The organism is Aeromonas sp. Prich7-2 (assembly GCF_017939255.1).
GTDB lineage: Bacteria > Pseudomonadota > Gammaproteobacteria > Enterobacterales > Aeromonadaceae > Aeromonas > Aeromonas caviae.
In genome coordinates, this window is sequence record NZ_JAGKRI010000003.1 from 54,229 (window position 1) to 66,872 (window position 12,644).

Sequence of the window (12,644 nt, forward strand, 5' to 3'; positions counted from 1 at the left end):
CCGGGTCATGGGATGATGAAACGTGGGGGCCGTCATGGTAGAGGTGTTCGGGGACGCTATCCGCAAAAATGAGTGGGAGAGTCTAGCACAACCCCTGTGGCGGGCCGAGCAGATCCGCAGCATGGAACGGCGCTGGGCCGAGCAGGAGGGGCTTCCCCTCTATGTGCTGATGGAGCGGGCCGGGACTGCGCTGTGCAACTATGCCTGTCACCACTGGCCCGACAGCCGTCAGTGGTGGATCTTCGTCGGCCCTGGCAACAACGGCGGGGACGGCTACGTGCTGGCCCGCCTTGCCCGGCGCATCGGCCTCGAGCCTTTGGTGATTGCCGCCCGGGCTCCCGGCCTGCTGAGGGGAGATGCCAGGCGGGCTGCCGAAGAGTGGCTCGCATCGGGGGGGAGCGTGACCATGGCCGAGGATCTGCTGCCCGCCACGCTGCCGCCGCCGGATCTGGTCATAGACGCACTGCTCGGTACCGGCGTCCAGCTTCCCCTCTCCTCGTCAATGACAAAGATCGTCGCAACAATCAATGGCTTGAACGCGCCCGTGCTGGCGGTGGATCTCCCCTCCGGTCTCCATGCCGACACCGGCCGCGCCATGGGCGCACTGGTGCGTGCCACCCGCACCCTCACTTTCATCGGCATCAAGCAGGGCATGCTCACCGCCGACGGGGTAGACGGAGTCGGCCACCTCGACCGGGATCCCCTGGGAGTGACGCCGGGGGAGGAACGGGTTCCCGCTGCCGAGCGGATCGATTATCCCAGCCTCAAGGGGTTGCTGACCCCGCGCAGGCGCTCGGCTCACAAGGGACACAGCGGCAAGGTACTGCTGACGGGGGGGAACCTCGGCATGCAGGGAGCGATCCTGCTGGCGGGTCAGGCCTGTCTGCGGGCGGGGGCGGGATTGGTACGCCTGCGCCAGCACCCGGATTGCCCGGCGGCCAGCCTGGTTCAACCCGAGCTGATGGGATGCCCGGCGGACATGGATGAAGGGTGGGCATCGGTGCAGGTACTGGGCCCCGGGCTCGGTCAGGATGGGTGGGGCCGGGCCCGGTTCGAACAGGGCATCGGAGCCGCCGTGCCACTGGTATTGGACGCCGATGGATTGAATTGGCTGGCGCAGGCCCCCCGTCATCAGGATAATTGGGTGCTCACGCCCCACCCCGGGGAGGCGGCTCGCCTGCTGGGCTGCACCATCGCCGAGGTCGAGGGGGACAGGTTTGCGGCCGTCTCGCGGCTGCAACAGCGCTACGGTGGCGTGGTGCTGCTCAAGGGGGCGGGGTCGCTCATCTGCGACGGCAGGCGCATTTCCCTGTGCGACGAGGGCAACCCCGGCATGGCCAGTGGCGGCATGGGTGACCTCTTGTCTGGTATAATCGCCGCCCTCCTGGCTCAGGGCTGGTCTGCGGGCATGGCCACCCGACTCGGGGCCGTGATCCACGCAGAGGCCGCCGATCTGGCCGCCGCCGAGGGTGAGAGGGGCATGCTGGCATCGGATCTGCTGCCCTGGATCCGTCGTCTGGTCAATCCGACACAGTAACAAGTAACAAGAAGAACATGGCAAAAACCTTGATGATGACACTGCCGGATGAGGCAGCAACAGTGGCGCTGGGTGGCCGTCTGGCAAAGGCGTGCCAGCAGGCCACCACGGTATTTCTGCACGGTGCCCTCGGGGCCGGCAAAACCACCCTGACTCGAGGCTGGGTACAGGGACTGGGTCATGAGGGCAAGGTCAAGAGTCCGACCTATACCCTGGTGGAGCCCTATGAGCTTGCCCAGTGGCAGGTCTATCACTTCGATCTCTATCGACTGGCGGACCCGGAAGAGCTGGAGTTCATGGGCATTCGCGACTATTTTGCCGCCGATACCCTCTGCCTGGTGGAGTGGCCAGAGAAGGGCGACGGCTGGCTGCCAGCCCCGGATCTCGAGATCACCCTGAGTTATGCAAACGAGCAGCGCGAGGTGCAGATTGATGCCCGCACTGCTATCGGCGAAGCCATTCTGGAACGGTTGTCATCTCAGTGCGCGTGATCCTTGTTTTTGTTCTCTCCCTGATGGCATTGCCCACCTGGGCCAATCAGCTCAAGAGTGTGCGGGTGTGGCCATCACCGGACAACACCCGGGTGGTGCTCGACATGAGCAGCGCCCCCAATTTCAACTACTTCACCCTGACCGGTCCGAACCGTCTGGTCATCGACCTGAAAGGGGCGAGCAACGCCACCAACCTGGCCCGCATCGAGAACAAGAGCGAGCTGGTGCGCAAGATCCGCGAGAGCACTCCGCTGGAGAAGGGCGGCCTGCGACTGGTGCTGGATCTCGGCTCTGCCATCAAGCCGGTGGTCTTCCCGCTGGCGCCGGCAGGCCCCTATGGCCACCGTCTGGTGATCGATCTTCCCTATGAAGAGAAGGGGAGCGCTGCGGCGCAGCCCGCTCCCGTCGGGGGACACGGCAAGGCCATCGTCATCGCCATCGATCCTGGTCACGGCGGGGAAGACCCGGGCTCCATCGGCCCGCGCCGCACCTACGAGAAGCGGGTGACCCTGGCGGTCTCCCAGAAGCTGGCGGCCCTCATCGACCGGGAGCCCGGCATGCGAGCCGTGCTGACCCGCCGTGGCGACTACTTCGTCGATCTCAACAAACGCTCCGAGATTGCCCGAAAGGCCAAGGCTGACCTGCTGGTGTCGGTGCATGCCGACAGCTTCCACAACTCGACTCCTCGCGGCGCCTCCGTCTGGGTGCTGTCGACCAACCGCGCCAACCGCGAGATGGGTAGCTGGCTCGAGAAGCAGGAGAAGCAGGGTGAGCTGCTGGGGGGCGTTGGCAAGGTATTGGCCGAGTCTGATCCCAACCCCTATCTGGCGCAGACCTTCCTGGATCTCTCCATGGACAAGTCCAGGGCCGAAGGCTATGACGTCAGCCGCCAGATCCTGCGCTCGCTCGGCCGGGTGGCCAGATTGCACAAGAAGGCGCCGGAACATGCGAGCCTGGCGGTGCTGAAGGCGCCGGACATCCCCTCGGTACTGGTGGAGACGGGCTTTATCTCGAACCACGCCGAGGAGAAGCTGCTGGCCACCGCCAGCTATCAGGATCAGCTGGCCCGGGCCATCTTCGAGGGGATCCGCAACTATTACCGCAGCCATCCGACCAAGGGGCCCATGCTCACCGGCAAGGGCCAGGTTGCCGCCCCGCCGCGTCAGGCGCCTGCCAGCAAGCCGGTCGCTGTCAGCAAGCCGGCTGCCCAGCCAACGCAGCAGGTCGTAACCAACCGGATGCCGGCGAGCGAGCCCTATCGCGTCGGTGAGGGCGGCGCCCCGGTCAGCAGTGTCGGCAGCGCCTCCGGTGCCGGCGTGATCAAACCTTACAAGGTCGCAGCCCAGGAGCCGAGTGCGCCGGTAGCCAGCGTGCAGAGCAACGACAAGTCCAACATGATCCGCCACGTGGTCACCCGTGGCCAGAGCCTCTCCCGGCTCGCCGAGAAACACGGGGTGAGCCAGGCGCGACTGGTGGAGATCAACAAGCTCAAGTCGCGGGACATCCAGATAGGGCAGGTGCTCTATATTCCGCGAAAATAGCGCGGGCTGAAGAACGCCGCCCTTCTCTGCCGATGGCAGGGAGGGGCGGTGAGCATTGATGGCGCCAGGTCCACCTCTTCCCCTTTTTCATCTGCAGGAGCAAGCGATGCCAATCCGTATATTGCCGCCGATTCTGGCCAACCAGATTGCTGCCGGTGAGGTCGTGGAGCGGCCCTCCTCCGTGGTGAAGGAACTGGTGGAAAACAGCCTGGATGCGGGGGCTGACCGGGTCGAGATCGACATCGACAAGGGAGGCGCCAAGCTTATCCGCATTCGTGACAACGGCTGCGGTGTCGCCAGGGATGAGCTGGTGCTGGCGCTGTCGCGCCACGCCACCTCCAAGGTGGCGACCCTGGACGATCTGGAAGGGATCAACAGCCTGGGCTTTCGCGGGGAGGCGCTTGCCTCCATCAGCTCCGTCTCCCGCCTCACCTTCACCTCCCGCACGGCAGAGCAGAGCGAGGCCTGGCAGGCCCAGGCGGAAGGGCGTGAGATGAGCGTCACCGTCAAGCCGGCAGCCCACCCGGTGGGCACCACGGTGGAGGTGGTGGATCTCTTCTTCAACACCCCGGCGCGGCGCAAGTTCATGCGCAGCGAAAAGACCGAATTTGCCCACATCGACGAACTGGTGCGCCGCATCGCGCTCTCCCGCTTCGACGCTACCCTGATCCTGCGCCACAACGGCAAGGTGGTGCGCCAGTACAAGGCGGCCAACACGGTGGCGGAGCAGGAGCGCCGCCTCGCCGCCGTCTGCGGTTCCCCCTTCATGCACCATGCCCTGGCGGTATCGAGCGAACACAGCGACGTGCGGTTGTGGGGCTGGCTGGCCACCCCGGCAGGAGCCAGGCCGCAGAACGACCTGCAATACACCTATGTCAATGGCCGCATGATGCGGGACAAGCTCATCAATCACGCCATTCGCCAGGCCTATGACGAGCTGCTGCCCGCCGATCGCTTCGCGGCCTATGTGCTCTATATCGAGCTGGATCCCCGCCAGGTGGATGTCAACGTCCATCCGGCCAAGCACGAAGTGCGTTTCCATCAGGCGCGTCTCATCCACGATTTCATCTTCCAGGCGCTGTTTACCGCACTGCGCCAGGACGGGGCAGGGAGCGCCACCGATGCCCCCCTGGCCGAGACCCAGGTCGAGCTGCCGGGCAGCCCGGAGATCACCTATCCGGGTCAGGCGCCGCGCACCGAGTGGTACGGTGCCGAACACGGCTATCGGGCTCCTGCCCCTGCGCGAGATGGCGACGGCGTGCGGGAAGGCGGTGGTGGCAGGGGAGGACACTACCAGCCTCCCGAACCCCCGAGCCGGGCCGCGATGCGAGGCATGGGCGCCTTGCTTACCACCCTGCCCGAGGTGGCGACGCCGGCATCCCGGCCCGGAGCCGAGAGCGGTGCCGTCGAGACGCCAGCCCGAACGGGGGAGTGGCGCGCCCTGAGCCTGGTCGAGCAGGCCTATCTGCTGATGGAGCGTCAGGGGCAACTGGCGCTGCTCTCCCTGGTGCGCGCCGAGCGTCTGTTGTTGCGCCACTGGCTGCTGGATGCCTGGGGCCAGGGGCTGGCGGCCCAGCCTCTGTTGCTGCCGGTCTCCTTCAAGCTGCCGAAAAACCTGGTCGCCCTGGTGGAGGAGCGGGAACGTCTGCTCAAACGCATGGGGCTGGAGTTGAAAAGCGGGGGACGCGACACCATGATCCTGACTCGGGTGCCCGCCCTGCTGCGCCAGACCGATCTGGCCCGCCTCTTACCCGAATTGTTGCAATTGGTCGAGAGCGGATCTGACAGTGATGCCGACGCGCAGGCTGGGGTACTATGCCAGTGGTTGGTGGAACAAGGCATAAGTGCCGAAAAAATATACGATTTTGCCACTGCCACCCGGTTGTTGACGGAACTTGTTGCCGATTTCAGTGACCAACTGGCAGACGTTCGCATGGTACGCCCGTTGTCGCTGGCGAACGTGCTGGCCGAGTTTGCCGATGGCAACTGACGGCGTCTCGTCGTCTGTTGCATCCATATGACCAGTTTTATGCCGGCTCGCCCGTGAAGGGGCGGCCGAAGGGAGTGTTTAACGTGGCTGACTTGCCGACTGCAATTTTTCTGATGGGGCCGACGGCCTCCGGCAAGACGGATCTCGCCATTGAACTGTGCCAGGCCCTGCCCTGCGACATCATCAGCGTGGACTCCGCGCTCATCTATCGCGGCATGGACATAGGCACCGCCAAGCCGACGCCAGCCGAGCTGGCACAGGCCCCGCACCGGCTGATCGACATCCTGGATCCCGCCATGAGCTATTCGGCGGCGGATTTTTGCAAGGATGCCCTGCGGGAGATGAAAGAGATCGCCGACCGTGGTCGCATTCCGCTGCTGGTGGGCGGCACCATGCTCTATTTCAAGGCGCTGCTGGAGGGGCTTTCTCCGCTGCCTTCCGCCGATCCCGCCATTCGGGCCGGCATCGAGGAAGAGGCTGCCCGCCTCGGCTGGCAGGCGCTCCATGACGAACTGGTGCGCATCGACCCGGTGGCCGGTGCCCGCATCCACCCCAACGATCCCCAGCGCCTGTGCCGGGCGCTCGAGGTTTACCGCATCAGCGGCAAGACCCTCACCGAGTTGACCCAGGTACAGGGAGAGGGGCTGCCCTACCGGGCGCTGCAGTTTGCCATCGCGCCGAGGGATCGGGCCGTGCTGCACCAGCGCATCGAACAGCGGTTTGACAAGATGCTGGGCAGCGGCTTCGAGCAGGAGGTCAGGGCGCTTTACGAGCGGGGGGATCTCACCCCGGATCTTCCCTCCATTCGCTGCGTGGGATACCGCCAAATGTGGGACTACCTGGCGGGGGAAGTGGAGTATGATGAGATGCGTTATCGCGGCATTGTTGCCACCCGCCAGTTGGCCAAGCGTCAGATGACCTGGTTGCGCGGTTGGCCTGATGTGACCTGGTTGGAATCTGGTGAGTCTGGCAATCTGGCCAGGGTCGTCGCCCAAGCTGGTCCGGCTTGACACTCCTGTATAATCAGGTTGTTATATTGAATATCCGGTGTTTAAAAACAACAAACTATAAGGAAAAGAAAGATGGCTAAGGGGCAATCTCTCCAAGACCCGTTTTTGAATGCGCTGCGCCGTGAGCGTATTCCTGTTTCTATCTATTTGGTGAACGGCATCAAACTGCAGGGTCAGATCGAATCGTTTGACCAGTTTGTCATTCTGCTGAAGAACACCGTGAGCCAGATGGTCTATAAGCACGCCATTTCCACCGTGGTGCCGGCCCGTGCCGTCAACCATCACCAGCACGCCCCGGGCGCCGCCGGTGAAGAGCAGGGTGAAGCCGAGGCGTGATATCCTGCGGCGAGTCCACTCGCCAACTCAGATCCATCATGATACCTGTCAAGGAGCAAGCGCTTGTTTGACCGTTACGAAGCTGGTGAACAGGCCGTTCTGGTACATGTCAACTTCAGCGATGAGGGCGAGCGGGAGGATCTGGACGAGCTCAAGATGCTGGTGAGCTCGGCCGGGGTCAATGCACTGGGGGTGATCACCACCAGTCGCAGCGCACCCAGCGCCAAATTTTTTGTCGGCAGCGGCAAGGCGGAAGAGATCGCGTCCCAGGTCCAGATGCTGGACGCCGATGTGGTCATCTTCAACCATGCCCTGACCCCCGCCCAGGAGCGCAACCTGGAGCGTCTGTTCCAGTGCCGGGTCGTGGACAGGACAGGCCTTATCCTCGATATCTTCGCCCAGCGCGCCCGCACTCACGAAGGCAAGTTGCAGGTCGAACTGGCCCAGTTGCGCCATCTTTCCACTCGTCTGGTGCGAGGCTGGACCCACCTTGAGCGACAAAAGGGGGGGATCGGTCTGCGCGGCCCGGGTGAAACCCAGCTTGAAACCGACCGACGCCTGCTGCGTGAGCGCATCAAGGCCATTTTGCGCCGCCTCGACAAGGTGGCCAAGCAGCGGGAGCAGGGGCGCCGTGCCCGCAACCGCAACGAAGTGCCGACCGTTTCTCTGGTGGGGTATACCAACGCCGGAAAATCCACTTTGTTCAACCAACTTACAGATGCCAGCGTGTATGCTGCCGACCAATTGTTCGCAACCCTGGACCCCACCCTGCGCAAATTGGTGATCCAGGATGTGGGTGATGTGATCCTGGCGGATACAGTTGGATTTATTCGGCACTTGCCCCATGATCTGGTCGCGGCCTTCAAGGCGACCCTGCAGGAGACTCGCGAAGCGGACCTGCTGCTGCACGTGGTGGACTGCGCCGATGAACAGATGCAGGAGAATATCGAGTCGGTCCAGCGTGTGCTGGCCGAGATCGAGGCGGATGACCGTCCCCAACTGATGATCTGCAACAAGATCGACAAGCTGGGGGATCGTCCGGCTGGTCTTGAACGGGATGAGGCTGGACGACCGGTGCGAGTCTGGTTGTCGGCCCAGACTGGCGAGGGCAGTGAATACCTGTTCCAGGCACTGACCGAACTGCTGGCCGGCTCCATGGTGCATCACACCCTGCAACTGCCCCCTTCCGCCGCCAGACTGCGCAGTGCGCTCTATCGGCTGAAAGGTATCGAGCAGGAAGGTTTCAGCGAGGAGGGGGACTTTGTGCTGGAAGTTCGCCTGCAACTGGCTGACTGGAACCGCCTCATGAAACAAGAAGGTGAGAGTTTACAACGCTTTATCAGGCATTGATGGGTCGATGAACATAACTGGTTTGCTGATTTCATCGCCCCTCTGTGGCCCGATAGAGATGATATCCATCCGCATGTATTAATGGAGACGCTGATGGCTTGGAATGAGCCTGGTAACAATGGCAAAGACCGTGACCCCTGGGGGAACAACGGCAAGAATCAGGGCCCCCCTGATCTGGACGAGATGCTTCGCAAGGTGAGCCGTCGTTTTGGCGGTCTGCTCGGTGGTGGCAAATCCGGTGGTGGTGACGTCGGCAAGTTCGGCCTCTCCATCGCGCTGGTGGTGGCCGTGGTGGTATGGGTCGTCAGCGGCTTCTACACCATTCGCGAAGCCGAGCGGGGCGTGGTGCTGCGCTTTGGCGAATACTCCCACAACGTGGATCCCGGCCTGCGCTGGAAACCGACCTTCATCGACCGGGTGATCCCGGTGGACGTGGAGTCTGTCCGTTCCCTGCCGGCGTCCGGTTTCATGCTGACCCAGGATGAGAACGTGGTGCGGGTCGAGATGGACGTGCAGTATCGCGTGGTCGATCCCGAGCAGTACCTGTTCAGCGTGACCAATGCAGACGAGAGCCTGAGCCAGGCCACGGACAGCGCCCTGCGCTACGTGGTGGGTCACACCCGGATGGACGATGTGCTGACCACGGGTCGTGAGAAGGTGCGTCAGGAAACCTGGCAGGTGATCGACAGCATCATCGAGCCTTATCAGATGGGTCTGCAGATCGTGGACGTCAACTTCCTGCCGGCGCGTCCGCCGGAAGAGGTGAAGGATGCGTTTGATGACGCCATCTCCGCCCAGGAAGATGAGCAGCGTTTCATCCGTGAAGCGGAAGCCTATGCCCGTGAAGTGGAGCCCAAGGCTCGTGGCCAGGTCAAACGTCTGGAGCAGGAGGCCGAAGCCTACAAGTCCCAGATCGTGTTGAAGGCCAAGGGTGAAGTCGCTCGCTTCAACGAGCTGCTGCCCCAGTATCAGGCCGCGCCCGAGCTGACCCGTGATCGTATCTACCTGGAAACCATGGAAGAGCTCTATCAGCAGGCCAACAAGGTGGTGGTCGACATGCCGGCTGGCAACAACAGCATGATCTACCTGCCGCTCGACAAGCTCTCTGGCAAGGCGAATGCCGTGCAACCGGCACGTCCTGCGGGCACCCCGGCAGTCGAGGCGGCCCAGCCGTCCAACGAAGGGGCCAACTCCACTCCGACCCCGCTGCGTGGCGGTGATCGTTTCAGCACAGGGAGAAACTGATAGATGAAAAAGCTAGCTATTGGTGTCATCGCTGTGGCCGCCATGGTCTGCTTCTCGTCCATCTTCATCGTCGATGAAGGACAGAAGGGGATCGTGGTGCAGTTTGGCAAGGTGAAACGGGTCGACTCCGGTGAACCGCGCCTGTACGAGCCGGGCCTGCACTTCAAGGTGCCGCTCATCGACCAGGTACGCAAGATGGATGCCCGCATCCAGACCCTGGAAGGCCAGGCGGATCGCTTCGTTACGTCCGAGAAGAAGGACCTCATCATCGACTCCTACGTGAAGTGGAAGATCGAGGACTTCTCCAAGTACTACCTGGCGACCGGTGGTGGCAACAAGATCCAGGCTGAAGACCTGCTCAAGCGCAAGATCAACAACGGCCTGCGTTCCGAGATCGGTAACCGCACCATCAAGGACATCGTCTCCGGCGAGCGCAGTACCGTGATGGAAGATGCCCTGATGAAGATGGCGCGCTCCTCCGAGCTCGGCATCAAGGTGGTGGATGTGCGCATCAAGCAGATCAACCTGCCGGTGGAAGTTTCCAGCTCCATCTATCAGCGGATGCGTGCCGAGCGGACTGCGGTTGCCCGTGAACACCGTTCACAGGGTCGCGAGCAGGCCGAGATCCTGCGTGCCGACATCGACCGCAAGGTGACCGTGATGATCGCCGACGCCGAGAGTAATGCCCGTCAACTGCGTGGTGAAGGGGATGCCGAAGCCGCCAGGATCTATGCCGACAGCTACAAGAAGGACCCGGAGTTCTTCAGTTTCGTGCGCAGCATGGAGGCCTATCGCAAGAGCTTCGCCGGTGGCAACGACCTCATGGTCCTGAAACCGGACAGCGAGTTCTTCCGCTACCTCAAGTCGCCGCACGGCAACAAGCAGTAAACATGTGTTGATATGACCCAAGGGCCTGATGATTCAGGCCCTTTTGTTTGCCGGCCACAGACCGGCAGGGGATCAGGGATAAGGAGAGGTGATGCTGACATCCATGTTGATGGGGCTGGGATTGCTGCTGCTCTTCGAAGGATTGGGGCCCTTGCTTGCTCCCAGGGCATGGCAGCAGATGCTGCGCCTGCTCGGGGAGTTGCCGCCGGAACAGCTGCGCCGCATCGGCGGCTGTCTGGTGGTGGCAGGTGGCGTCATCTTGTGGGCGTTGGCCCGTTAGAGCCTGTGTTGATACGACAGTGGCACGGGGAATTCGGACAATAAAAAAGAGGCCCTCTGGCCTCTTTTTTATTGTCCGCCGGCTGGCATCAGGCGCTGCGCTGCACCGCCATGTGGGCCAGGGTCTCCAGCGCCTGCTTGTGCCGGGAGTCCGGCAGGATGGTGAGGGCGGCGATGGCCTTGTCAGCCTCTTCCCGAGCCCGCTGGCGGGAGTATTCGAGGGCACCGGTGCGATCCAGGATGCCCAGAATACGCTCCAGGTGATCCATACCGTTGCGGTGCTCGATGGCATCGCGCACCAGTTGACGCTCTTCCGGGGTACCCACTTCCATGGCGCGCAACAGCGGCAGGGTCGGCTTGCCTTCGGCCAGATCGTCACCCACGTTCTTGCCCATCTCCTCGCTCTGGGAGCAGTAGTCCATCACGTCGTCGATGATCTGGAACGCGGTACCCAAGTATTTGCCGTAGTCGGTCATGGCCTGCTCGACGGGCTCGGGCTGATGGGTCAGCACGGCGGCGAGTCGGGTCGCAGCTTCAAACAGCTTGGCGGTCTTGCAGTAGATGACCGTCATGTAGCTCTCTTCCGTGGTATCCGGATCGTTGCAGTTCATCAGCTGCAGCACTTCGCCTTCGGCGATGGTGTTGGTGGCATCGGAGAGGATCTCCATCACCTTCAGGTTGGAGAGTTCGCTCATCATCTGGAAGGAGCGGCTGTAGAGGTAGTCACCCACCAGGACGCTGGCGGCGTTGCCAAACAGGGCGTTGGCGGTTTCCCGGCCGCGGCGCAGGTCGGATTCGTCGACCACGTCGTCGTGCAGCAGGGTGGAGGTGTGAATGAACTCGATGATGGCGGCCAGTTTCAGGTGATCTTCACCCTCATAGCCCAGTGCGCGTGCGGCCATCACGGTCAGCATGGGGCGCATCCGTTTTCCGCCTGCACTGACAATATAGAAACCCAGCTGGTTGATCAGGCTGACATCAGACTGGAGCCTCGCCAGGATCAGTTCATTGACCGCCGTCATGTCGGCGGCACAGAGCGCACGGATAGTCTGTTGGTCCATAAGTCTCGTAACGTGACGGCAGCATTTACTGCGTTTTTAGCAATGGCGGGGATTCTACACGATTTCACAATGGGTTACAGTTAGGCGTTTATTCACGGGGGCAGATATGCGCACAAAATAAACTTTTTGCTAAATTGGCCTTGCCTCGGCAAATCGTTCTGCGTAGAATGCCCGCCCATTGTTATAGGTTTTTGTGCGTGTCTGGCCTTGAGCAAAAGACACGCCTTTACGGAGTTAATCAAATGTACGCGGTATTCCAAAGCGGCGGAAAACAACACCGTGTGGCCGAAGGTCAAATCGTTCGTCTGGAAAAGCTGAACGTTGAGACTGGCGCTACCATCGACTTCAACGAAGTGCTGATGGTTGCTGCAGGCGACACTTTCAAAGTAGGTGCTCCTTTCGTTGAAGGTGGCAAGGTTGTGGCTGAAGTTGTGGCTCACGGCCGTGGCGAGAAAGTGACTATCGTCAAGTTCCGTCGTCGTAAGCACCACCGTAAGCAAGCGGGCCACCGTCAGTGGTTCACTGAAGTCAAAATCACTGGCATCAGCGCTTAATTAGAGGAGTCCGATAGATGGCACACAAAAAAGCTGGCGGTTCATCCCGCAACGGTCGCGATTCTGAAGCTAAACGCCTGGGCGTGAAGCGTTTCGGCGGCGAAACAGTTCTGGCTGGCAGCATCATCGTTCGTCAGCGCGGCACCAAGTTCCACGCTGGTGAGAACGTTGGTCTGGGCAAGGACCACACTCTGTTCGCTACCGCGAACGGTAAAGTGCAGTTCGAAGTTAAAGGTCCGCAGAATCGTAAGTACGTCAGCATCGTTGCTGAGTAATTACGGACCGCAAGGATCCGAAGCCCCGCCAACCTGGCGGGGCTTTTGTTTTTCTGATGAGTTTGACGAAAAAACGGCACGCGGATG

13 protein-coding genes are annotated in these 12,644 nt (G+C 61.9%); 12 read left to right on the plus strand and 1 reads right to left on the minus strand.

Annotated features, from left to right (window positions below; genetic code table 11):
• The first annotated feature begins 34 nt into the window (after positions 1-34).
• The 10 genes from J9892_RS00445 (at position 35) to J9892_RS00490 (ending at position 10,668) form a co-directional block, all read left to right on the plus strand.
• Positions 35-1,537 carry a bifunctional ADP-dependent NAD(P)H-hydrate dehydratase/NAD(P)H-hydrate epimerase gene (locus tag J9892_RS00445; RefSeq protein WP_043152655.1) on the plus strand — a complete coding sequence of 501 codons (1,503 nt, stop codon included), beginning with the start codon at positions 35-37 and terminating at the stop codon, positions 1,535-1,537.
• Between the two features lie 17 nt (positions 1,538-1,554).
• The gene (gene tsaE / locus J9892_RS00450; RefSeq protein WP_029313846.1) at positions 1,555-2,028 is read left to right on the plus strand and encodes a tRNA (adenosine(37)-N6)-threonylcarbamoyltransferase complex ATPase subunit type 1 TsaE; all 474 of its coding nucleotides are present in this window, start codon (positions 1,555-1,557) and stop codon (positions 2,026-2,028) included.
• A gap of 23 nt (positions 2,029-2,051) precedes the next feature.
• Positions 2,052-3,569: an N-acetylmuramoyl-L-alanine amidase gene (locus tag J9892_RS00455; protein WP_202607998.1), complete on the plus strand. Its 1,518-nt coding sequence runs from the start codon at positions 2,052-2,054 to the stop codon at positions 3,567-3,569.
• Between the two features lie 106 nt (positions 3,570-3,675).
• Positions 3,676-5,559, plus strand: a complete 1,884-nt coding sequence (gene mutL, locus J9892_RS00460; protein ID WP_043152557.1) for a DNA mismatch repair endonuclease MutL — start codon at positions 3,676-3,678, stop codon at positions 5,557-5,559.
• 92 nt (positions 5,560-5,651) lie between these two features.
• Positions 5,652-6,569 carry a tRNA (adenosine(37)-N6)-dimethylallyltransferase MiaA gene (miaA, locus tag J9892_RS00465; protein ID WP_080770083.1) on the plus strand — a complete coding sequence of 306 codons (918 nt, stop codon included), beginning with the start codon at positions 5,652-5,654 and terminating at the stop codon, positions 6,567-6,569.
• Positions 6,570-6,641: 72 nt separating this feature from the next.
• Positions 6,642-6,905: an RNA chaperone Hfq gene (gene hfq / locus J9892_RS00470; protein ID WP_011704864.1), complete on the plus strand. Its 264-nt coding sequence runs from the start codon at positions 6,642-6,644 to the stop codon at positions 6,903-6,905.
• 63 nt (positions 6,906-6,968) lie between these two features.
• Positions 6,969-8,255, plus strand: a complete 1,287-nt coding sequence (hflX, locus tag J9892_RS00475; RefSeq protein WP_010673194.1) for a ribosome rescue GTPase HflX — start codon at positions 6,969-6,971, stop codon at positions 8,253-8,255.
• Between the two features lie 93 nt (positions 8,256-8,348).
• Positions 8,349-9,500, plus strand: coding sequence for an FtsH protease activity modulator HflK (hflK, locus tag J9892_RS00480; RefSeq protein ID WP_010673195.1), 1,152 nt, complete (start codon positions 8,349-8,351; stop codon positions 9,498-9,500).
• Positions 9,501-9,503: 3 nt separating this feature from the next.
• Entirely contained in the window at positions 9,504-10,388 is an 885-nt protein-coding gene (gene hflC / locus J9892_RS00485; protein WP_010673196.1) for a protease modulator HflC, read from the plus strand.
• 91 nt (positions 10,389-10,479) lie between these two features.
• Entirely contained in the window at positions 10,480-10,668 is a 189-nt protein-coding gene (locus J9892_RS00490; protein WP_010673197.1) for a DUF2065 family protein, read from the plus strand.
• A gap of 88 nt (positions 10,669-10,756) precedes the next feature.
• Here the strand turns inward: J9892_RS00490 and ispB are convergent, their stop codons facing one another.
• Positions 10,757-11,728 (minus strand): octaprenyl diphosphate synthase, encoded by a 972-nt coding sequence (gene ispB, locus J9892_RS00495; RefSeq protein ID WP_041214598.1) that lies wholly within the window; start codon positions 11,726-11,728, stop codon positions 10,757-10,759.
• Positions 11,729-11,970: 242 nt separating this feature from the next.
• On the opposite strand from ispB, the gene rplU reads away from it, so the two are divergent.
• Positions 11,971-12,282 carry a 50S ribosomal protein L21 gene (gene rplU / locus J9892_RS00500; RefSeq protein ID WP_005304210.1) on the plus strand — a complete coding sequence of 104 codons (312 nt, stop codon included), beginning with the start codon at positions 11,971-11,973 and terminating at the stop codon, positions 12,280-12,282.
• 17 nt (positions 12,283-12,299) lie between these two features.
• Positions 12,300-12,557 (plus strand): 50S ribosomal protein L27, encoded by a 258-nt coding sequence (rpmA, locus tag J9892_RS00505; protein ID WP_010673199.1) that lies wholly within the window; start codon positions 12,300-12,302, stop codon positions 12,555-12,557.
• Positions 12,558-12,644: the final 87 nt, after the last annotated feature.